Source organism: Phormidium sp. FACHB-1136, from assembly GCF_014697375.1.
In the GTDB taxonomy this organism is placed as follows: domain Bacteria; phylum Cyanobacteriota; class Cyanobacteriia; order Phormidesmidales; family Phormidesmidaceae; genus Nodosilinea.
Genome location: NZ_JACJRS010000013.1, coordinates 1 through 22677, shown reverse-complemented (window position 1 = coordinate 22677; position 22677 = coordinate 1). Strand labels below are relative to the sequence as shown.

Below are 22677 nucleotides of genomic sequence, written 5' to 3'. Positions count from 1 at the left end.
TGGAGAATCGACGCCCAGCCTGTCCTAGCCGGTGATCAGCGTCGTCAAAATATCGCCAGCGGTGACGGCAATGATGATAATCAGCGGCGTGCGGGCAATGGTTTGCCAGTCCTCATCATTACGGGCGCTGTTAATCACCCGCACCAGCGAGATACCGACATAGAGCAAAAACAAGCCCCGCAGCACGTTGAACACCAGGGGAATGGCCTCCCCCGCCGCCGCCCCAAAGACGCTGGTCATCCAGGTTTCTGCCCCACCGAAGAACTGCGCCTGGGCCGGATAGGCCAAGATCGTGATCAGCCAGAGCAGCCCAAGGCCCAAGGTCTGACCCGCTTTGCGGCCTATCCCCTGGGACACACGCCGAGGCACAGGCGACAAAGGAGCTACCTCCTTCATCCAGGTCAGCCCAGTTATGCCAGCCACGGCCAGCACCATCAGTAGAGCAGGGCCATGGATGACCGCATCGAACACCAGAGCCACCAGGGCAATGGGAAGAAGCGATGGATTGGGAGGACGAGTGATTCGTCCAATCGTCTTGTCCATCAACGGAAAGAAATAAAGCATTTTCATGATTTCAAGGGGTTGAGTTTGACTGAGGGTTTTAATCTCCTGATTCAGTCAGTTCACACCACTCGCGTGCCCACTAGGGCATAACGTGCTCCACAAAGATCGCCTAGGATGGCTTCACTATAACAATATTTTCTGACAACGGAGAAAAACAAACGAACCGAACAATTACCGACTAAACTGACTCAAAGCGATGTCTAAAGCCTATACATGACAGCCCCTATCAGGGTTGATTCTGTAACGTTGCTTGATTTTAATCAAGTTTTTGATGTGAACTTAAATCACTCATCCCCCTTTTCTAACTAAACAGGGCATCGTTCTTCAATAGACTAGAATAAATTATTGGCATAAGTGAGAAAAGCTAGTCTTCGATACGCCATAACTCACATCGAAATTCATCTATTTGTTCTCAGCGGCGACGTAAAATAATATCTTAAGTTCCCCTTTTTTAATCAGTTTTTCTGAACTGAGTCATCCAGCGATGGTAAGCAAACTAATCAAGGGTTGGGTTGAAGACACGGCCTAGGAATCCTCAACGCAAGAGTCCTTACATCAGCTATTACTGCTGGGATGCACCCGTGAAGCAGGACGGCCAGGTGAGCTTCGGCGGCAACAGGTCTATGTGCCAAAGCAGGTGGTTTGCGTGGTGCAACCGCGAATCTATCCCCGACTGCGCTACTGTGCCTGGACAGTTCGACAACTGGCCTAGCGATGCCGCCTGAGTTAGCCGTTGGTTAGAACTGAGAACTGGCTATCCTGGAGCAACGCCTAGCGGTGGCCGCAGACCGCATTGATTACGCCGAGACGGACGATCTTACCCTGGAGCCCCTACGCCTGGTGCAAAACCTGTTTGGCGGGGGCGATGTGCAACGCAACCGTTTAGCCATTGCCGACCTGGAGGTGCAGGCCGCTGACTTGATGCGCCGCCGTGAGGAGGTGGCCACCGCCCTTACCCGCGAGGTGGTGGATCAGGTGTTGCAGTACGAGCAGGTGGGCCGACAGCTTGGGTTGTTGGATACGCAGATTGTCACCCAGCGCCACCAGCAGGCGGTGATGGAGGTGGGCTATCGCATGGGCCAGGGCAATACCAACACCATGCTTTCGGTGTGGCAGCGCACGGCAGACCTGGAGGCCCGCAGGGATGAGATGGGCTTTACCCAGGCCCGGATTGTGGCGGAGTTGGAGCAGTTAACCGGAGCAGTAGGCGATGCGTGGGTTGATTCCGATAGTGGTAGTCCTGAGTTTAGGGATAGTGCCCCATTGCATGAACCGTGGCACTCAGGGGGCGATGAGGTTCTACGCCACCCCCCCATCAGTCAGCCCATGGCTCAGGGTGTACCCGATGGCGCAGAAACCTGGTCGGTGGTGCGGGTGGCCGACGGCGATACCATCACGGCCCAGCGTGGGGGCCAGGAGCAGCGCGTCCGGTTTGCCTGTATCGATGCCGTGTGACCCGTTCGTCCGAAACCGTGAAAACGGGGGATGGACGGCAAGGTTTAGAACCTTGACAACTTGGAGCTTGACGTTGGGTGAAATCCCCAACCTGTAGGGTGAGTACAGATAGCAACATCCCCACTGAGGCGATTGGTTATCAAATTGGTGAAGCGGGATGTAACGGAGGTCACTCAGAGCCTAACTGGGAATCCCTCCAAGCTAGTTTCTATGGACAGCGAAAGCGAACATGTGATGAGATGTCGTGATGCAGAACAGCCTACGTAGGCTAAAGGGCTGGGCTAAAAAGCATGGTTCATATAGGGCTGAATGAGAGCGTCGCATTCAGACTCACTACCTCGAACCCGGTATCGAACATGATCCTAAGGAGACGTCAAACAAGCTCCAGGAACGGGATAACTCTGATGAGGCTCTCAACCTAAGGTCGATAGGCTTGAGTAGGTAACCAACTGCAAGCCTCATCAGAGCAGGATGGGTTAAGAAGCAAAGGCTCTGGGGAAAGCCCAGAGATAAGCCGACGTAACCCCGACGTTAGGAAAGATAGAGTTGCTAGTAGCAGTTAACACATCATGAGCACGGTTCAGCCAGTGTATGAATGGAATACCGTTCCCTGGAAACAGGCGGAAAAGCGAGTATTCAAGTTGCAAAAACGAATCTATCAAGCTTCTAGTCGAGGAGATGTCAAAACAGTCCGACGACTTCAACGGTTACTAATCAAGTCCCACTCAGCCAAACTGTTAGCCGTGAGGCGAGTGACCCAAGATAACCAGGGAAAACGAACTGCCGGGATTGATGGTGTGAAGTCCCTTCCGCCAAAAGCCCGATTAGCTCTAGTGAACCGATTGTCGTTGCAAGGAAAGGCTAGACCTGTACGCCGGATTTATATTCCAAAGCCAGGAACCCAAGAGCGACGAGCTTTAGGAATTCCAGTGATGGAGGATCGGGCCAAGCAGGCACTAGTTAAATTAGCGCTAGAACCCGCATGGGAAGCGAAATTCGAGCCAAACTCATACGAATTTTGTCCAGGGCGTTCGGCCCATGATGCTATCTCAGCGATTCGTAAGGGTATCGATAAACGAAGTAAATTTGTCCTCGATGCCGATATCGAGAAATGCTTTGATAGGATTGACCATGCGGCACTTCTGAAGAAGCTAGATTGTTCGCCGACTGTCCGCAGGGTGATTAAAGGCTGGCTCAAGAGTGGTGTGTTAGAGGATATTTAGAAAGTATTAATTAGCACACAGAGACCCGGATCACAGAAAAGGCTTCCTCGGTATTAGGCTCAGAGTAACAAGCACTGTAGCCCCTTGGAAGCCATGTCATCAGATTATGCTAGCCACCTGACCCGTGACCAGTGGGAGTTACTCTTCTCGTTACTCCCTGGCCCCAAAGCCACAGGACGGCCCCGCACCGTTGACCTGTATGAAGTGTTCAACGCCATTTTGTATGTCCTGGCGACGGGCTGCGCCTGGTCGCTGTTACCGAAGGACTTTCCGCCCTATTCCACGGTGTATTACTACTTCCGGCAATGGAAAAATGACCAGACGTGGAAGCGGGTGCATGACCATCTGGTGGAATGGGTGCGGGTCGCCGAAGACCATCATCCGACGCCGAGCGCCGGAGCCCTGGACTCCCAGACGGTGCCCAGTGCGGTCATGGTCAGTCAATCAGTGGGCTATGACGGAGGCAAAAAAATCAAGGGTCGTAAGCGCTTTACCCTCGTCGATACGATGGGACTTTTGATTGCGGTGAAGGTCGTTGCCGCCAGCGTCCCGGAGCGGGAAGGGGCCAAGCAACTCCTTCAGACGGTCCACGATGAGCGGGAACGTCTGCCCCGTCTGGGTCTGGTTTGGGTCGATGGTGGCTTTTCAGGGAAGCACTTCTTCAAGACCGTGATTGACTGGTTGGCTATCGTGTTGGAGGTTGTGCTACGCCCCAAAAAAGCCAAAGGCTTTGTCCTGTTACCCCGACGATGGGTGGTGGAGCGCACCTATGGATGGCTGCATTGGTGTCGGCGGTTGAATGTTGATTACGAACGCTTGCCCGAATCCTCAGAGGCGTTCATTCACATCGCCATGATTCGCGTCATGCTACGGAGGCTCGCCTGAAGCGTTTCATACTCCCTCTCCGGGTTTTCAAATATCCTCTTAGATGGGAACACACTGTTTCCAACAGAATCCGGCACCCCACAAGGCGGAGTTATTTCGCCTTTGCTAGCCAACATCACACTACATGGCCTAGAAACTGACCTTCGTCGGGCGTTTCCAGCCACGGGTTATGTAGACGGCAAACGACAAAATCCTTATGCACCTATCATTGTTCGCTATGCCGATGACCTGGTCATTCTCCATGCTAAGCAGGAGGAAATTGAGAAAGCTCACAAGCTAACAGATCAATGGCTGAACCAATATGGACTTCGACTAAAACCTAGGGCGTGTCATCAATTGGAGGAAATTCGCGATTTTTTGCCACTCTAGTGGTCTAGGCAAGGGGCTTAAGCCCCTTGTTGAACCGGGATGGTGACAGCAAAATGAGGGTCTGAGCTTATTTGATGACACGCCCTAGTAAAACGAGGATTACGCATACCTTAGAGACTGGAGAAGGTACTCCAGGATTTGACTTATTGGGGTTCAACATTCGACAGTATCGGGTTTCCAGTAGACGCAGTGGTAAAACTCCTCTCGGGGAACCACTGGGCTACAAAACGCTAATCCAACCCAGTCAGATGTCGGTCAAACGGTTCAAGCAGCGTCTTAAGGGAGTGGTGGTTAATCACCGTTCAGGGAGGCAATCAAGCGCAGATTCAAATCTGAAGTGCAACACTCTGTCTCAGAGCCGCTGCAAGCTCTCGCGACGATTGCCACCGTCGGGAACACGTATGACCCAGCCGCACCAGGCTCTATAGCCTCTCATGGATCTGATGATCGATCCATGACTACAAGCGGCTTTGAGCAGGTGTTGCACTTCAACCTTGAATTGGCCAAGTTTAATCCACTTGCTTAATTCCTTAATACGAGGATAGTGCTACTACTTCCGAACCGAAAACAGTGCCACATGTTTTCATCAGCTCAACCAAGATATCTTTGATATGCTTTGGGGCTGGGCGAACAGACGGCACCGAAACAAAGGGAAGACCTGGATTTATGACAAATATTGGCGTAGGGTAGAAGGCTCCATTCGGTTCGCAGATACCCATGACCATGTTCTGCTCAAACCCTCAATGATTCGGGTGATGAGACATGTCAAGGTTCAGGGAACGCGAAGCCCCTATGACGGCGACTGGGTTTACTGGTCTAGACGCATCACTAAAGCCCCAAAATATGCCAGCCGAGAATTCCACATTCTAGTTCGGCAGCAGGGACGGTGCGCCCATTGTAGGCTGTTTTTCAAAGCAGGAGACCTGATTGAATTCGACCACATTCTACCTTCCAGTTTGGGAGGAACGAATGGAATGGATAACCTTCAGGCACTGCACCGACATTGCCACGACAGTAAAACCGCACAGGACGGTTCTTGTAGAAGTGCTCATGTCACGAGTCCTAACGTTGAGGAGCCGTGTGAGGCGAAAGTCTCACGCACGGTTCTGAAGCCGAGTCGGGAGGGTGATCTCCCGGCTTAGGTTAACCCAGAGAGTGACCAACCCCTAGGGGCGGAGTCAGGCCAGCGGCTACAGCAGATGATTGACCAGGCCGGGGGCCAGGTGGATCTGCTGGTGACGGATACGGATCGCTATGGTCGGTTGATTGCAGAGGTCTACGCCGGGGAGAAGTTCACCCAGTCGGTGCTAGTCAGTGAAGGACTGGCCTGGAGCTATCGCCAGTTCCACCAAAATTGCCCCAGTGCTGACCTGATTAACCAGGTGATGGCGGAGGCTAAAGCCTCTGGGGTGGGGGTGTTTGGTGGCGGGCACAGGTCGCTGTGGGGGTGGTGGCGGAAGGGAGGGAGGGAAGACTCTTAGCCTAGTGGGGTATGAGCGAGATGCATCCATGGTTAACCCCGTGCTATCAATAAAGAAATTTCGAGTCGCAGGGTTCCCATGCCGTTGAGAATTTATACTTAGACTTTCTACGTAAAATACCATATTCGGCATTTAGACTAAATTTTTCCACTTGAGATTCCGTATAACCGACATGCCGCAGGTTGACAAATAACTCTGGACGTGAATAGTTCTTTTCGCTGTCCGAAAGCATTGGAAAATGGTGATCACAGTTTTCGGAACTTGTTGTCTGAATGATTGCGAATCGTTAAGACGCTGCTTGGAGTGGCCGATTACTCTGTTTTTGAAATCCTTTGAAAGCAAGGTTTTCAGCTCTTGACTCAGGCAACGCACAAGAAAAATAAACGTTAACTTGCGGGATGACGGGTACAAGAGTATTAGGCGGAGAGTTTCCCTCTGGTAAAGAGTTAGACATCCTTGCCAGCTCAATCTATAGGAGAGCACATCTTAATTTTGTAAATTTTTCATAATATTCCAAGAGATTTAGGTATCGTAAGAGTGGAACGTATGGCTGTAGGCGACAGGTTAAAGAATGAAGGGAGAGGTGCTAAAGCGTTTATTCCGTGCTGTTGCCAGTGATGACTCACAGGCAATACAAAGCATGTTGTCCATTGTAGTAGAGGAAGAACGCAAGCTAGGACATACCAATCTTGCTAATCAACTCGAAAGCATTCTGCGGAAAAGCATCTATCTTGCCAAATCTGAAAATTCATCATCAGATTCTGTACGAGAAAGCCCTTCAACGTCTTTAGAAAGAGCCGCATCTAAAACATCCGATACACGCTCTCTCACCCTCTTATCGAGTCAACATAGGTTCAACCATCCGTTTATTGTTACAATTCCCCGTGATAATTTACGGTATCATATGATTCTTGCTGATGCTGTCGAAACACGGTTTCGACGTATTGAACGGGAGTATGCTGCTCGTGATCGACTCGCCCATCATGGGTTGCGCTATCGCCAAAAGATCTTGCTTTACGGTTCTCCAGGGTGCGGCAAAACAATGGGAGCCGAGCGTATTGCTTGGAATACAGGTTTAACCTTGGTCAAAGTTCGCTTCGATGCAATGGTATCTTCCTATTTAGGAGAAACTGCGACTAACCTGCGTGAAGTATTTGAGAATGCCTCTGCATTTCCGTGTTTACTTTTCATTGATGAATGTGATGCATTAGCAAAATCCCGCGAAGATAGCCAGGAAGTTGGCGAAATTAAACGTGTGGTTAATACATTCCTTCAGCTACTTGACGAGTATGAGGTCTCAGATGGGTTGATTGTTGCTGCAACTAATTTAACTAAATTTCTAGATGAAGCTGTATGGCGAAGATTTGATGATGCTATTGAAGTACCAAAGCCGACAAAGAGAGAAATCGAGGTTATCTTAAAACAGACACTCTCTTCAGTTGAGGTTGGGTCAATTGATTGGAATTCGATTATACAAAAGATGCTCAATTTCTCGGCTGCACAGGTGGTCAGGGTTGCTCAGGATGCAGCAAAGCGTGCCATTCTAGATCGAGAAGAGTTAGTTATTCAAGAACATTTAGAAGAATCAATTCAAGACGTTTTAGCTTCTCATGTCTGAGCGACCTGAACAATTCAAGCATATTCCCTTGAGACTGACAAAAACAGATTTCGCCCGCCCTGGAAGACCTCCCCGACGATCTGAGCGCTCTCATGCTAATCGAGAAAATGCAGGTGGTCATGGCGGAAGGCTCAAATCTTCTGTATCCTCCGTTATTTCTGATTGGAAAAATACCCTTGAAAAACGTCAGCAAGAAGGAATGCCAGATATTCCAAATGTTCCTTCATTCTTACTTCAAGTAGATCCAAAATCCTTTGATGCAGATGCCCTCAAGGGCTTTGGGATTGAAGTTATTCTTGAACTTGAAAATGGTTACATCCTTGGGGCTTCGGTTGATGCTGAGTTGACTAAACTCCAGGAAAAGATCGAGAAGTTTATTTCTGAAGAACATGGTGGAGGGAAGGTCGCTGAGATCTGGGAAATTCTAGAAGGTAAGTTCGAGCGTCTGGAATACATTCTTTCACCGGATTTGCTTGCCCGATGGGATCAGATTCTAGATGACCACATTTACATAGTTGACATCAGCATTGCCTGTGTAGGTCTAAATTCTAAATTTTCAGACTATCCACGCCAACAAGAGAATGAAACCCCTGAGAGATACGCTCGTAAGATTGCTAGATGGACTGATAGGCGTGACCAAACTTTGCAGGAATGGGAAAGGCTACAACTTGATAGAGAAAATGATTTTGAAGACTTTGTAAGAAAGCTTGATGGAACATTGATTCTGCTTGGTGATCATGATGATCGCTCGCATCTTGCACTTTTGCCCGATAGTTTTTCTAGTCGCATTGAGATTTCTGGTAAGGGCTTGAAAGATTTAGTTGCCAATTATCCCTACGTTTTTGAGGTTAGCGAACCAGATCAAATAGCTGAACCATTAACGGATCGTACTATAGCAACAAGTGATCAATCGTCCTTTACACTTGATCCGCCACCACCATTAGCTCCAAAGGTCTGTATCATTGACAGTGGTATCCAAGAAAGCCATCGTTTCTTACGTGTTGCTGTAGATAACAATAACTCACGATCATGGGTTCCTAATGAGACTGATCAAAAAGTAGATCGTGTATCAGGTGGTGGGCATGGCACACGAGTCGCTGGAGCAGTTTTATATCCTCAAGGAGTTCCACGTACTGGTCGGCAAACAGCAATCGGTTGGCTTCAAAACGCTAGAGTTTTAGAAAAAGATTGCAAATTTCCAGCCAAATTATATATACCAGAAGTCTTAAATGACATTGTAGATTTCTATCATTCTCAAACAGGTACTCGCATATTTAATCACTCAATTAATAGTTCAGCACCTTGTCGAAGAACTTACATGAGTGCTTGGGCTGCTGAAATAGATTACCTTGCTTGGCAAAAGGACATTCTTTTTATTGTCTCAGCAGGAAACCTACCTACTGTTCGACTTCCAGGACTAAGTATTACTCGCAAGGCTCTCACAGAGTATTTTGAGGAAGGTTATGCATATCCAGATTTTTTACTAAAGGATTCGTCTCGGATCGCTAATCCTGCCCAAAGCTTTCAAGCTTTAACTGTAGGATCAATCGCTCATTGTACCTATAATCGTCCACCAACTACTTCTGTGGCATTACAAGACTATCCTTCAGCATTTTCCTGCACAGGCTATGGTATTTGGGATTCGATAAAGCCTGAAGTCGTTGAGTATGGCGGAGATCTAGTCAAGGATGAGGGGAATCCGCCTAGCTTTTCTACACCTGCGGATGTTTGCCCCGAGTTAGTAAGGACGACGATTGGGGGAGCGCCAGCAGTTGCAGCGGATAATATTGGCACTTCCTTTGCAGCACCTAAAGTGACTCATATTGCAGCAGCCTTGGCATCTAATTTCCCACAGGAAAGTTGCTTGCTCTATAAAGCTTTGATTGTGCAATCAGCAAGATTACCTGCATGGACTAATGATGAACCCGATCTTTCCTCAGCTATTCGTATGATGGGATACGGTTTGCCGAATCTTGAGCGTGCGCTTGGTAATGCACCTAATCGTGTGACATTGATTACTAATGGGGACAGTCTAATTCAAGCGCGACAAGCACATATTTATCAAGTGATCATTCCAGAAGAACTGAAATCTCCAGCAGAAGCTTTTGATATTCTTATTGAGATTACACTTTCTTATAAAGCTGAACCACGTCGAACACGACGTAATAAACGTAAGTATTTATCTACTTGGTTACATTGGGAATGTAGTCAAAAAGAAGAATCACCAGATAGATTTTTAGCTAGGGTTCTTGAAAAATATGAAGCCTCTGAGGATCAGGAAGACGGCTCTGGATTATTCGACTGGACACTTGGACAGCAGAAAAACCATAGTCGACGGGTAAAAGATACTTCTAGAGGAGCTGGGACAATTCAGAAAGATTGGGCGGTAGTCAAATCTTTCGACTTACGAGATACTTTCTGTATAGCAGTTGTAGCCCATAAAGGCTGGAATAATGATTTAACAGCTCAAGTGCCTTATGCTCTAGCTGTTAGCTTTGAAATTATCAATTCGGAAATTGCTATTTACAGTTCCTTTGTCCAAGCTCAAGCCTCATTACAAATACAACAGCAAATTCAAGTATGATTTTTGCTGGAAGGGTGTATTCTAGACCTTGCAAGTACGCCATAAGTTAAACGATGTCTAACAAATCGATGGAGCCGACCGCTAATAGTTTATTTGTTGGGAGTTCTAGATTCTCTGCAGTGGCTTATCTCAATCGTTATGTTTGCACCTACCTTCCGCAGGTTGACCCATGATCTTCAACGTGGACATTCCTTTCGTTGTCTAGTAGATGGTTAGGCGGCGACTGAGAGAGGTTGAGTAATCTAGGTTTCCATAAAACCCTTGGCCAATGAGGCTTGTAGCCGAAACATACCCCTCTAATCTCCCTGGAGCAGCATCAGCGTCTTGACCTGCTTCTCAATCTGGCTGAGCTTACGGCTCATCTTCTCCACCGAGGCAGGTTCCGTCTTGTCGAGGTAGGTGGCGATGGCTTCACGCACCAGCTCACTCTGACATGTCCCGGTGGCTGCTCCAATTTGGTCGAGGGTAGTGCATTAATCTACGGGTCAGAGAAAAATCAGCCAAAAACAGCAATCTACTGCCGTAAGGTCTTTAGGGTCGCCTGATTATTCTCTAGCCTGTACGAAATAGGACTACCTGGTCGAGTTGATCTACATAGGACTGGGGCACCCGGCCAGCAATCAGTGATAGACGCATCCTGATAACTCCGTAAACGCGGTTAACCCAGTCCTGGTAATGACCGGGCTATCTCTTGTATGCCCAGATTGGTTAATGAAGTTAACAGCGTTAACCCAGATGGGGGGGATCATTCAGCCATCTCGCCCTGTCAATAGTGAGGGGCCATTCTCAACAGCGGAGGCCGTTTTTGCATGATTCTCCTGAAACCCTTGCTATTTAGTAATTCTTGACTTGCTAAAATACTAAAATTAGCAAGTCTAGATTTAAGCTGCTATTTGGATCCATTTTGGGAATTAGCCCATGCCCAAGCATGACCGTCATGATCAGGCGGAGATTTGGTCTGAGGCAGAGTTCGAGCAGGTGATGGGGGAGCTTAGCCCCAAGATGAGATCTCTGTTCTCGATCTGCTACTACACCGGATGCCGGGTGAGTGAAGCGCGGCAACTGAAGGCGGAGGATCTGGTGGGTGATACTCTGGTGTTTCGCAAGGCCACCACCAAGACGAAGCGTACCCGGTCGGTGCCGATTCATCCCAAGCTGCGGGAAATCCTGGATGCCGCGCAGATCCCTAGCCGGGGCTATCTGTTTCCTGGGCGGGGTGGCCAGCAGCCCATTACCCGGCAAGCCTGTGATTTAGCCCTGCGGAAAGCCTGTGACCGTCTGGGGTTACGGGGCTACAGCACCCACAGCAACCGCCGCACTTGGGCGACTCGGTTGGATAAGGCGGGAGTACGGCTGCGGACGATTCAAGACCTGGGGGGCTGGTCATCGATGGCGGCACTCCAGCGGTATTTGGAGGTCTCCGAGGAAGAGAAGGTCAGCGCTATTGGGCGGTTGTAGGGGTTGAGCCAATCGGTTCATTGGGTCAATAGAGCCTCAAAAAAATCGCTGAATTGGTTGTTTGACAAGGGTTTTGGCTATTGAGTTAGGTAGCTCAAAGTGGCTCAATAGGGCTTGTATTGATCAATGCCGATCTGGGATGGTGGAGTCGCGGTCGTGCTAGGGATGGCTCTAGCGATGCCAGCGGCTAGGATAGACCTATCGAATGATGGGTAACGCTATGAGCACCCCACAGACCACGACCCCAGAGCGCACTATCCGATTCACCGTGGATATGCCGGAATCTCTGCACCAGCATCTTACTGACGTGGCTACCCGGCTCAAACGCAAGAAGGCCATGGTGGTGAGAATGGCCCTGGAACAGGCGCTCAAAGACCTGGATGATGATGCCGTCGTGGGGTAGGGCTTTCCTTGGTGGTGGAAGCCTGAAACCTAGGCATGACAGTAATTTCAAGGTCAGAATATTTAGTTTTGTAATGTGGTATTCCGCCGTAGCATTGGGTACTCTAGAAGGAGTGAATCTCACTGAGTCTGAGGTCGTTCTAGACCAGTGAGTTGGTCGTTCCCCTGATCGTTGTTTCGATAAACCCATAGTTGTTAGGCGCTGCGAGTGCCTAGTTTTGCTGTGGGGATGTTCTGGGAATAACCCCTGTATAGGGGCGACCCAATCGGGTTTGTGAGTATGTCAGATCAATTTTTCGAGCATCCGATTCTCAATTCTCCCTATGCTTATCCAGGGCAACACTGGGATCTAGATGAGACCCGCCAACCGACCGGGAAGGTTATCACGACCCGCCGCCCTACGGACTTTGTGACGCCGATTCCAAAGCCCCGCAAGCGCCGTCAGTCTGAGAATGCGGTGCAGCAAATCCTCACCTATCGACCTTGACCATCTCAATACCTGTGACACCATCGTTCCCTGTGGACTAGCGCGTTATGATGACTTCTCTGGAGGTCGCCCGACCTTCCCATCTGCCAATTGCCTGTTTCGTATCTACCCAATCCAATAGCCTCGGAGTTGGCAAGCTCCTGGCTGTATCTGGGGACATTGGTACGGTTGAGTACTTTACTTCAGTCAAAGATCGCTTCTCACACCAAGTGAGCCTGCAATCGTTGCAGCGAGTGCAGCTACGGCGGCATACCCGCTGCTATCTCTGGCTCGAAGATGAGGATCGTTGGCAGATTGGCAGAGTTGACGATTGGGATCCATACCAACAGCGATACGAAATTGCTCTCCCTGATAGAAAATACTGCTACGCGACCGAGCAAGACCTCTACGTTCGCTGCCATGTGCCGATTGAAGATCCCACCAGTGTTCTCATCTTCAAAGGCCACGAAACTCCGTTCTTCCATACCCATCGTTCGGCTTTTGTCCGTAACCTAACCGAACAGCGGGCCATCAGCCACGGAATGCCAGGGCTTTTCTCTGCTAACATCACCCTCTACCCGCATCAGGTGGAGGTGGTGCGCCGAGTGTTGGAAGACCCTATTCAGCGATACCTACTAGCCGATGAAGTTGGCCTGGGCAAAACCATCGAGGCGGGGTCCATTCTCCGGCAGTTCTTGCTCGACAATCCCACTGGCAAAGCATTGGTCATTGTCCCCCGTTCTCTTCAGGAGCAGTGGCGAAAAGAATTAGCCGACAAATTCTACCTGAGCGAGGAGATACAGCTTGTTGCTGCAGAAGACTTAGGTCGCGTTACCTTAAGCCCTCCCGACTTTCTCATCATTGATGAAGCTCACCACATCGCGGCGATGGCAGCTTCCGAAGATGCAACCCAGCAGGACCACTTTTCCCGGTGTCGGCGACTGGCCCATGGAGCACAGGGATTGCTGCTGCTATCGGCGACGCCAGCTCTCAACCACGAGCAGGCCTTTTTAGCGATGCTCCATTTTCTAGATCCTCAAACCTATAGCCTTGATGACTTGCAAGGCTTTAAGGAGCGGATTCGTCTAAGGCAGGATATTGGGAGAGTGCTGCTTTCCTTCAAAGCAACCGCTTCCCCCTTTGTGCTGAAAATGAGCATCGGAAAGCTTAAGGCTCTATTTGAGGGAGATCAGCGGCTCAGGAACTGGCTCGACCAACTCAAGACCCAACTGGAAGCGGGTTCTGCCGAAGGCCAGGAGATAGACGGTACGGTACGCACTATCCGTACTCATATTAGCGACACCTACCGACTACACCGGCGAATGCTTCGCAACCGGCGAGACTCGGTGCGGGATGTTTTAGTTGACCAGGGCGATGCCACTTTCCAGATGGAGTTTGACGCCTATGACCAGGCCCAGAGCCTTCATGAGTATCTGGATGAATGGCGCATTAGAGCCCTTTCATCAGCCGAACCTGAAAGTGATGAGTGGAGACGGCTCTCCCAACTCTACAAGGTTCTGTTTTTGGCTAGCGGTTCCTGGCATAGAGTGTTGGAATGGGCTGTCTCTGCCCGATCAACCAATAAAAACCTGGCGGAGATCAACCAAACCCTCGGGCAGGAAGCGCTCAGCATATTGACTGAGACTCCTCATTTTGATGGGGAGGAGGCTTTGCTAGAACAGATGCTGGAGCTGACACAGGAAGTATCGGAGGAGTGCGATCGCATCCACCAACTCCAAACGCTAGTCTGCACCCTCAGGGATGGAGGAGGCTTCAGCATTCCTAAGCTCGTCATCTTTACCTGCTATACGCCCGTTTGTCGGGAAATTGTGCGGCGACTCCGAGCCAAGCTGGGCAACGAAGCCGTCGCGACGTTACAGACAGGTCAATCGTCCGAAGTGGTTGAGGAAAACGAGCAACATTTCAAACATAATTCCCGCTGTTTTGTGATGGCCTGCGATGCTTCTGGCGAAGAAGGCCATAATCTCCAGTTTGCCGACTACATGGTTCACTTCGACCTGCCCTGGTCGCCTAACCGAATAGAGCAACGGCATGGGCGAATGAATCGAATTGGCCTGATGCACTCCATGAAATATTTGGTCTTCTCAGGTTCAGAAGCCGCAGATGATCCCCACGCTGCTTGGGTCGTACTGCTTGGGTCAGGGTTAAACCTGTTCAAGGAATCCATCGCCAGTCTTCAGTTTTATGTGGACAGCAAACTGCCAGAGCTAGAGACCGTTCTCTTTCAAGAAGGGGAGTATGGATGTAATCGTCTCGTTGACATCCTTCAGGAAGAGATAGCTTCCGAAAAAGTCAGCATCGACGAACAACATGCCCTAGACGAGATTGATGCCCTAGATGACCGAGCGGCTGAATATTTCAATGCCCTGGATGAGTACGATGGCCGACATAAAGAAATTCAGCAAGCGACCGAGGGTTGGCTGTGTCGAGTCTTACAATTCAAGCGTTGGTACACCGATCCCTCCAGCCAGAAGTTCTTCTGGTACAAGCCAGTTTCCCAAACGCAGATTCCGGTCAATGAGATCCTTGAATTCCTCTCTCCCCAAGAGTTGCAACGATCAGGGAACTATAATCGTCGCCATGCAAATTGTGAACCTGGTAAAGCGCTGTTTAGGGTAGGGGCAGGGGTTATTGACGCCTTCGCTGACTACGTCCAGTGGGATGACCGGGGCAGGGCCTTTGCCCTATGGCGGCACATCGATACCTGGCCAGCTAATGAAGGTATGGAGTGGCTGGGCTTTCGATTTGATTACGTTATAGAAGCCGATTTATCCCCGGTTAAACAGTTACTTGACGAAACTCAATGGCAGAACGCCAATCTCCGTGCCCTGCAGCGTCGTGCCGATGCACTATTTCCACCCTTTTTTAGAACTGTCTATTTAGATACTCGGATGCAGGTCGTCAAAGATACTACTTTGCTAGAAATTCTGAACCGTTCCTATTCACAAAAGGGAAAACCACGTCAGGATTACAACCTGGCTAAAAGTAGGCTAGAGGTCATCGACGAATTTATCAGCCGAGACGATTGGGAATCTCTTTGCCGCGATGCTCGAACCCATTCGGAAGAAAGCTTGAGGCGCAGCGAGGAGTTCCAGGGCTACTGCCAACGCTATGCCGAAAAGGCTACTCGTAAGCTAGATGAGCGGTTAGAGCAGCTAACCCTAAGGCTCGAAAAGCAGACCGAACTTGGCCACGATCGGGAACTAGCGAGAGAGGTGGAAGTAGAGCAGCTACTTCGGAATGCTCTTCTAAATGGCATTGTAGACCCCCGTGTCTCCCTAGACTCAATTGGATTCTATATCGTGGCGGGTCGTCCACCTCACATTGGGGAGGATGACGATTGATGGAACTAGGGTTTCAAGCTATAGCAGATTGGCTCAGGAATGGTGCGAAGGGGGTTCTTAATGAGCAAGACTTCTCGGAGTCCTGTCATCGGCGTCTGATAAGGGCTTTTCAGAAGCCAGAAACATTAGGGACGGGGGACGTTGCGGCTCTTGTCCGGCATGTACTACGTCGAGAAATGGAAGTTCAGGAGGGGGGCTCACCCAGTATCCGAATTCCCCGACAAAAACCGTTCCCAACCGCACGGGAAGCTTGGGAACGTAGCAGCATGGCCATACTGCGGGAAGAGAGCGACTTTTTAGTCATCTCTGCTGAACCCTGGAAGCCTGGATGGCTACCAGATTCAAAGACTGCTTCCCCAGAGCCTCCTCTATCGGAAAGCAAGGCAAAACGCCGAAATTATTCTCCAGTAACCGGTGATCCCTTTTTGTCTCTGCTAGGACATGAAACCTATCAGAGTGTAGGACAACGCGAAGCCGTTCGAGCAATTCTCACATCTCCTCCAGGAGCTACCCTGGTTGTCAACTTACCAACTGGTTCTGGAAAAAGCCTGTGTGCCCACTTACCAGCCCTGATGAAATCAAATCCAGTGGGAGTCACAATTGTAGTTGTCCCAACAGTCGCACTAGCAATTGACCAGGAACGAGCGTTCCGGGAGAAGACTGGAATCAGCTATTCCACTGCTTACTATAGCGATAGTTCTGTAGATGGACAGGAACGCCGTGATGAAATTCGCGATCGCATTCGTCAGGGAACCCAGTCGATTGTTTTCACTTCTCCAGAGGGCTTGATTGAGTCGCTGTCGCACAGTGTTTATCAAGCAGCACGGCAGGGTTTTCTCAGATATTTCATTATTGACGAGGCTCACATCGTTGAGCAATGGGGAGACGAGTTCCGCCCTGAATTTCAGGAACTCGCCGGATTTCGCAGAGATTTACTGCGCCTAACATCATTTCCAACACTACTACTAACTGCAACGGTTACTGAATCCTGCTTAGACACGTTAGAAACACTGTTTGGGCGGTCAGGATCTTTTCAGGTTGTTTCATCTGTTCAATTGCGACCAGAGCCTGCCTATTGGTTTACTTGGTGTTCTAACTGGGAAGAAAGACGACAGCGTTTAATTGAAGCACTGCATAATCTTCCACGTCCCCTGATCATCTATGGCAGCAAAGTAGCAGATGTAGAGCGCTGGTACAGTGAGCTTCAGCGTGCAGGCTTCAAGCGCGTTGCCAAGATGACTGGCAGATCGAAACAGCATGACCGTTGGAAACTTCTAGAGGCTTGGAGAAATGGGCAAATTGATTTTGTTGTAGCAACTTCAGCGTTTGGGTTAGGGGTAGATTTATTGGATGTTCGCGCTGTTATTCATGTGTGTATTCCTGAAACCATAGATCGCTTCTACCAAGAAGTTGGACGAGGGGGCAGAGATGGGAAGGCAGCTCTATCTCTGACGCTGTATACCCAAGCAGACTACGACGTAGCTTTTGACCTGAATAAAATTACTTATATCTCATCTGAGAAAGGTAGAAGTCGATGGGAGGAAATGTTTGCTCGCAAGTACCGGTTGCCCGATGGTCGATTCCAAGTACCTATCAACGTACTGCCGTCTTACGATCGCGACCTTGATCCGTTGAGCACAGGTAATCAGGACTGGAACGTTAGGACGCTAACGTTGATGAGCCGTGCTGGTTTGCTTGAAATTGACGCAGAACCGCCTCCTCAACGAACAAACTTTAATTCAGAGGAACCCTATAAAAAGGCTCTTGAGCAGCATCGGAACCTGCGCACGGTCAAGATTCTAAATGATGCTCACTTAGCCCCCGACACATGGAAGCAGTTGATCGAACCTGCCCGTAGTCAACGCCAATATTGGACTAAACGCAGTCTAAACCTCATGCAAGAGGCATTGCGACCTCAACGATGTATCTCTGAAATCTTCTCAGAAGCCTACAGTATCCCCGCCCGTGAGTCACCTTACCGCAACCGAATTCATGTGGAGCGGTCATGTGGTGGTTGCACGGTTTGTAGAGAGCAAAAAACAGAACCTTTTGCTGGAGGCATCCCACTACCAGCACCTGTATGGGATAAGCCAAGCTTTTACTTAGGTGAACCGCTTCGAAAATTGTTGGATGGAGAATCACTGCTACTTATATTTTACTCAATATTTGAAGATAAACGATCAGAACGTAACCGCGATCGCCTTTTTAAGTGGTTAATTAATCAAGGCATTCAAAATATCGTTACACCCACAGCACTAAATAAAGCCTTTGCTAACCAATCGGGAAAGAACCCCATTTTTCTATTTGAAGAATATCGTCCCCTTCAAATGCTCAAAATTCCAACATTAATCTTTCACACTGAGGGCAATCCCCTGCCAGTTCGATATCTTTTAGCACCGGAGATGAAAGTTCCTCGCATCGTCCTTCTACCAGAAAACACGCCTGATCCAACTACTAATCATCGCCAGCTCAAGGATGTTTTCAATGGTCGCAACTTCTACTTTGAATTTCTTCGCGGGGAACTAGGACTATGAGTGTTTTAAAAGAAGGTGTTTACACAGTTCCCAGTCGTGTAATTGGAGTCTACAAGTATCTTATCAAGGCTAAAGATCATCAAGAGAACCGAGATAAGCTTTATCAAGCTCTGTCTCCTATAAGTCTTTTGACAAGCTCAAAGAAAAAGAAACAAGATGTATCTAGTAATCCTAATGACATACCAGACGAGGAAATTAAGAAAGATCCCTATAAAATGATTAAAACTGTTATCAGGCAGTGTATAAATATGGGACTTCTGATTGAGGATAACTCAAATATCAGGCTTAATCCAGAAGTCAACAAAAAAGATTCATTGCCATCTATTATTGGAAGTCTTTTCCTGTCACAAGACAATTCCGAAAATCACGATCTTGTCAGAGTTATAGCTTGGTATTTAGCTCAAGATTTTTATAATGTACCTGGGAGCTGGGAAGAGACAGAGACACAATTACGTCAACAAGTAGGTGATGGATTACTTGAACTTAATGATACTCGTTATGGACAATTTGAGGATTGGAGTTGTTATTTAGGGTTTTGTTGGCGAAATTCCTTATCCAAGAAAGCAGTCTTGGTTCCAGACCCTACAGTTTATCTAAGGCATAATTTGAAACGACTATTTGAAAACCAAGTTGGCCAGCAACTTCCTTTAGCAGAATTCATTAATCGACTGGGAAAATATTGTCCCATATTTGAGACAGGTAAGTTCCGTGATGAAATTGAACAGCAGATCGAATTAAGAGAGCCAGATCATCTTTCGACTGTCACGTCAATTGCTTTACGTCGTTTAGAAGATGAAGGAAGCATTAGGCTAGAAAACCTTGCAGATGCAGCAATATTGCTATTAACCGATGGCTTTGGAGATCCAGATATTTCTCATATCACATGGCTTGGCAGTAAAACAAATGGAGGACAGTCATGACATTCAGAAAGTATATATGCTGGAAAACAGATATGGTTCGCCAGGTCATGGATGTTGAGGCGACTCAACCTGAAGATCATATTTTCTTGGCGACTCATTATCCCACTAAAATGTATCGCCAGAATCTGACGGAGGCAAAATTTCGTATCCCATATGATGAGGAAAGATTTTTAGAGGATTTTCTAGAAACACCGGATTTTGTTTTTGTACCGATTCTAGGTACTTCTGGTACTGGTAAATCACATTTGATTCGCTGGCTATACACCCGTCTCAAGAGTATTTGTAAAGAGCCTCATTACCGAGTTCTGTTGATCCCAAAAGTAGGGACGAATCTGAGAGATATTCTTGAACGAATCTTGACTGGTATCGAAGGCTCCGAGTTTGATGAGTACCGGAGCCGTTTACGGCAAGCCACCAATAATTTAACAGAAGCTGAAGCACGTGAACAACTGTTAGCAAATTTAGCTATTTCTGTTGGTCTGAGTGGGAAAAATAATATTTCTTCCCTTTCAGACGTAGAGTATGAAATTGCGAAAGGGCTGCCAGATTTACTGCGCGATCCATATTTCACTGAACAGTTTTGGCTAAAGCCTGAAGGAATCATTGAACGTTTGGTCACCCATGTTTTAGGCACTCAAAATACTATTGAAGATATAGAGGAACGACGCGGTTTTTCAATTGAAGATTTGCCCCAAGGAATTCTTAATAGAGAAAGGGCGAGTGAAAAAGCTCGGGACTTCTATACTGCTCTGCATAACGACTTTATTCCTAAACAGGAGGTCGTCAAATGGTTAAACAGACATTTAGACGCAGCGATCGCGAAAGTGCTTAATCTAGGTCGCGACGATCTGCAGCGACTCATGCTAGATGTGCGGCGTGTCTTAGCAAAACAAGACGTAGAGCTAATTCTACTGATTGAGGATTTTGCCAAATTTCAAGGAATTGACCATGAGGTTTTAGAAGCTATACTAGCGCGCCCCAAGCAAGTTGCAGGAGACCCTCTTTGTGCAATGCGAACGGCTTTGGCTTGTACAGATGGTTACTTCGGAGGTTTGGACACCGTAGTCACGCGCGTAGACTTCTATGTGAATTTAAATATTGAAACTGTTAATGAACAGTCCTTAGTAACTCAAACGGATGTGCAACAGTTAGCATCCCGCTATCTCAATGCAGTTCGGCTTAGCGATGGCGAAATACGGACATGGTTGAGAGATGCGGATGAAGAGACTGGGCAACCTTACCATCCCGTGCCAAATGCTTGTCTAGATTGTGAATATAGACCTGCTTGTCATGCTGGATTTGGACAAATTGATGGCATTGGGCTATATCCCTTTAATGCTAAAGCCATTGAGCGAATGCGAGATCGCGTGAATACAGGTATGTTCAATCCTCGCACTTTGATCAAGAATGTACTGAGGTACACATTGGAGTATCATCGGTCTGACCTTGAGGAAGGGCGTTTTCCCTCCCCCTTGTTACTGGCTCACTTTAAAGGAAGCCCTCTTAGTACGATAATCACACAAAATATTAAGAGTAAAGATACTCCTGAAAATGCTTCCCGTAGGGAAGCCCTACTTAACCTTTGGACAGACGGTAATGAATTACATGATCTTCCACCTGAGGTCCATACAGCGTTTGATTTATGTCCACTAGGCATTCAAGTTCAAAAACCAGTTAGTACAACGACTGCAACCCAAGCTAAGACTGCCACTGCTACTTCTACTGTTATCACCACAGTTACTCCGACTACTCCAGCAGTTGAAGTGACAGGAACAACCACAACCAGTCTTCCCAGCAAGTTGGTTGAACAGCTTCAAGCCTTAGATGAATGGCGGACAGGCACCCCCTTGCCTCAATTGGTCGCTCAAGCTCTTTTCCCTCTGATTTTTGATGCTATCAATACCAGAATTGATTGGGCTGCCTCGTTGCTACTACAGAAGCAATTTGTTCCTCAATTCTTCAAATCGAAAACAAATATTCATTTTCGGAATGACTTTAAGGGTAGAAACACAAGTTTATCTGACAACTTTAAACATCTACCAAGAGGAGTTAATTTGATTCTTCCTATCGAAGAGTCCGAGATTGGGAATACCACCTTCGCCCTTCAAGCGATTCTCCTGTATCACTACTACAAGCATTGGCGGTTTGAAAACGGAGCGACTTATTTCCGTACTTACGCGAGAAAGTTAGAGGAGTGGAGCAACTTCGTCTTAAGCGAGATTCCTAAGATTTCGGCAAAATCGAGTACTGTTTTGGATCCTGTACCAGCAGTTGTAGAACTTTTAGCGATTACAGGTCGCATGGCTGGATGCACAACTACATCGCTAGAAAACCTAATTGATTCTGTTTTTGCTGATCTAGAAAAAGTCGATATATCGAGTCGAACTGAAACTTGGCAAAAGCTATTCAGTAGCTTGAAAAAAAATCAACCCAAACTGCGAGAAGTGCTTGAAAGCAGAATCCCCTGTACAAAAGGTAATCGGTCTGTCTTACAAGTAATTGATGCGGCCCAATTAATTGGGCCGTTGAAGTCCGTCGCGTCAACTTGGCAACCACAAGCCAATGTATCAAATATTAGTGAGGATCCCCCTTTCGACGCTATTAGCAAGGCTCGAAAGAGTGTGGATGAACTACTAGAACAAGCGGTTTTGGATGAGCGAGATCGGCACTTGAGAATTTATCAGCGAGTGATAGAAGAACTAGGTGAAGAATTCTCCCAATCCGAGGTGGTTGAGAGTCTGCAGAAAGCTATAGAAAAAACAACGGCTATTGGAGCTTTCACCGGTGTAAACCGAGATGACTTAAGGCAGGTCATGGAGGAATTTGAAGGTGTAAGACTCAAGGATTATCTTGGAAAAATGCAAAAGTTGCAGAATATGAACGAAGTAGCTATGTTACTTCCTCTACTCAGCAGTCTATCAGAACGACCAGTTGAAGTTGTGTCTAAGTTTCTCAATACTGCTCGCAGATTTCTCGAAAAGTCTCGAGACGCAGTTCAAAGCTATCGAGCTAATTTGAAGGTGGAAGGAGGAAATGAATTAGAGGAATGTTACCAGACAATTGAGCAATCATTGTTGGAGCTACAGCAGTTAACTAACTCAATTAAAGGAGAATTATAGTGCTCCTAACTCAATGTCAAGACTTAACTCAAAAAGCTCAGAAATATTCAGAATTAAAGAAACATGCTTCAGATTTGAAACAGTTTCAAGACCATGAAAAATACATTAAGGATCTTGTCCAGGATTTCTGGACAGTGGGAAGTTCTGTATCCGGTAGCGGGACGCCAAGAAAAACGGACATGAGCTGAGTCAATCGACCCATCATGTCCGAAACTGGCTGATGTAAAGCCTTTC

Annotated in this window: 14 protein-coding genes and 2 pseudogenes; 14 read left to right on the top strand and 2 right to left on the bottom strand. The window is 47.9% G+C overall.

The window, feature by feature from the left end:
* Positions 1-24: 24 nt before the first annotated feature.
* On the bottom strand, positions 25-570 hold the full coding sequence (locus H6G62_RS06070; protein ID WP_190493223.1) for a hypothetical protein: 546 nt from the start codon (positions 568-570) through the stop codon (positions 25-27).
* Positions 571-1341: 771 nt separating this feature from the next.
* Between H6G62_RS06070 and H6G62_RS06065 the strand changes: the two genes are divergently transcribed.
* The 7 genes and pseudogenes from H6G62_RS06065 to H6G62_RS06025 all read left to right on the top strand — a co-directional run bounded on the left by H6G62_RS06065 (position 1342) and on the right by H6G62_RS06025 (position 10179).
* Entirely contained in the window at positions 1342-2019 is a 678-nt protein-coding gene (locus H6G62_RS06065) for a hypothetical protein (RefSeq protein ID WP_190493222.1), read from the top strand.
* 569 nt (positions 2020-2588) lie between these two features.
* Positions 2589-3233: pseudogene (locus H6G62_RS06060) on the top strand (reverse transcriptase N-terminal domain-containing protein); the annotation flags it as partial.
* A gap of 102 nt (positions 3234-3335) precedes the next feature.
* A complete protein-coding gene (locus tag H6G62_RS06055; protein WP_190493220.1) occupies positions 3336-4127 on the top strand; it encodes an IS5 family transposase in 792 nt (263 codons plus the stop codon).
* Between the two features lie 33 nt (positions 4128-4160).
* The gene (locus H6G62_RS06050) at positions 4161-4496 is read left to right on the top strand and encodes a reverse transcriptase domain-containing protein (protein WP_190493270.1); all 336 of its coding nucleotides are present in this window, start codon (positions 4161-4163) and stop codon (positions 4494-4496) included.
* A 1166-nt stretch (positions 4497-5662) separates the two neighbouring features.
* Positions 5663-5977, top strand: a pseudogene (locus tag H6G62_RS06035) (thermonuclease family protein); the annotation flags it as partial.
* Between the two features lie 640 nt (positions 5978-6617).
* Positions 6618-7595, top strand: a complete 978-nt coding sequence (locus tag H6G62_RS06030) for an ATP-binding protein (RefSeq protein WP_242051851.1) — start codon at positions 6618-6620, stop codon at positions 7593-7595.
* Positions 7588-10179 (top strand): S8 family peptidase, encoded by a 2592-nt coding sequence (locus tag H6G62_RS06025; RefSeq protein ID WP_190493217.1) that lies wholly within the window; start codon positions 7588-7590, stop codon positions 10177-10179. Before H6G62_RS06030 ends, H6G62_RS06025 begins: the two co-directional genes overlap by 8 nt.
* A gap of 296 nt (positions 10180-10475) precedes the next feature.
* Here the strand turns inward: H6G62_RS06025 and H6G62_RS28250 are convergent, their stop codons facing one another.
* Positions 10476-10598 (bottom strand): hypothetical protein, encoded by a 123-nt coding sequence (locus tag H6G62_RS28250; RefSeq protein WP_277883002.1) that lies wholly within the window; start codon positions 10596-10598, stop codon positions 10476-10478.
* A gap of 499 nt (positions 10599-11097) precedes the next feature.
* On the opposite strand from H6G62_RS28250, the gene H6G62_RS06020 reads away from it, so the two are divergent.
* From H6G62_RS06020 to dpdH, 7 genes are all read left to right on the top strand, one after another.
* A complete protein-coding gene (locus H6G62_RS06020; protein WP_190493216.1) occupies positions 11098-11637 on the top strand; it encodes a site-specific integrase in 540 nt (179 codons plus the stop codon).
* Positions 11638-11857: 220 nt separating this feature from the next.
* Positions 11858-12040 carry a hypothetical protein gene (locus H6G62_RS06015; RefSeq protein WP_190493215.1) on the top strand — a complete coding sequence of 61 codons (183 nt, stop codon included), beginning with the start codon at positions 11858-11860 and terminating at the stop codon, positions 12038-12040.
* A 279-nt stretch (positions 12041-12319) separates the two neighbouring features.
* Complete coding sequence (locus H6G62_RS06010; protein ID WP_190493214.1) at positions 12320-12526, top strand: hypothetical protein; 207 nt, start codon at positions 12320-12322, stop codon at positions 12524-12526.
* Between the two features lie 47 nt (positions 12527-12573).
* A complete protein-coding gene (dpdE, locus tag H6G62_RS06005) occupies positions 12574-15870 on the top strand; it encodes a protein DpdE (RefSeq protein WP_199324778.1) in 3297 nt (1098 codons plus the stop codon).
* Positions 15870-18404 (top strand): protein DpdF, encoded by a 2535-nt coding sequence (dpdF, locus tag H6G62_RS06000; protein ID WP_277883001.1) that lies wholly within the window; start codon positions 15870-15872, stop codon positions 18402-18404. The genes dpdE and dpdF overlap by 1 nt, the downstream gene beginning before the upstream one ends.
* Positions 18401-19324, top strand: a complete 924-nt coding sequence (gene dpdG / locus H6G62_RS05995; RefSeq protein WP_190493212.1) for a protein DpdG — start codon at positions 18401-18403, stop codon at positions 19322-19324. Before dpdF ends, dpdG begins: the two co-directional genes overlap by 4 nt.
* A complete protein-coding gene (gene dpdH / locus H6G62_RS05990) occupies positions 19321-22443 on the top strand; it encodes a protein DpdH (protein WP_277883000.1) in 3123 nt (1040 codons plus the stop codon). Before dpdG ends, dpdH begins: the two co-directional genes overlap by 4 nt.
* The last annotated feature ends 234 nt before the right edge of the window (positions 22444-22677 follow it).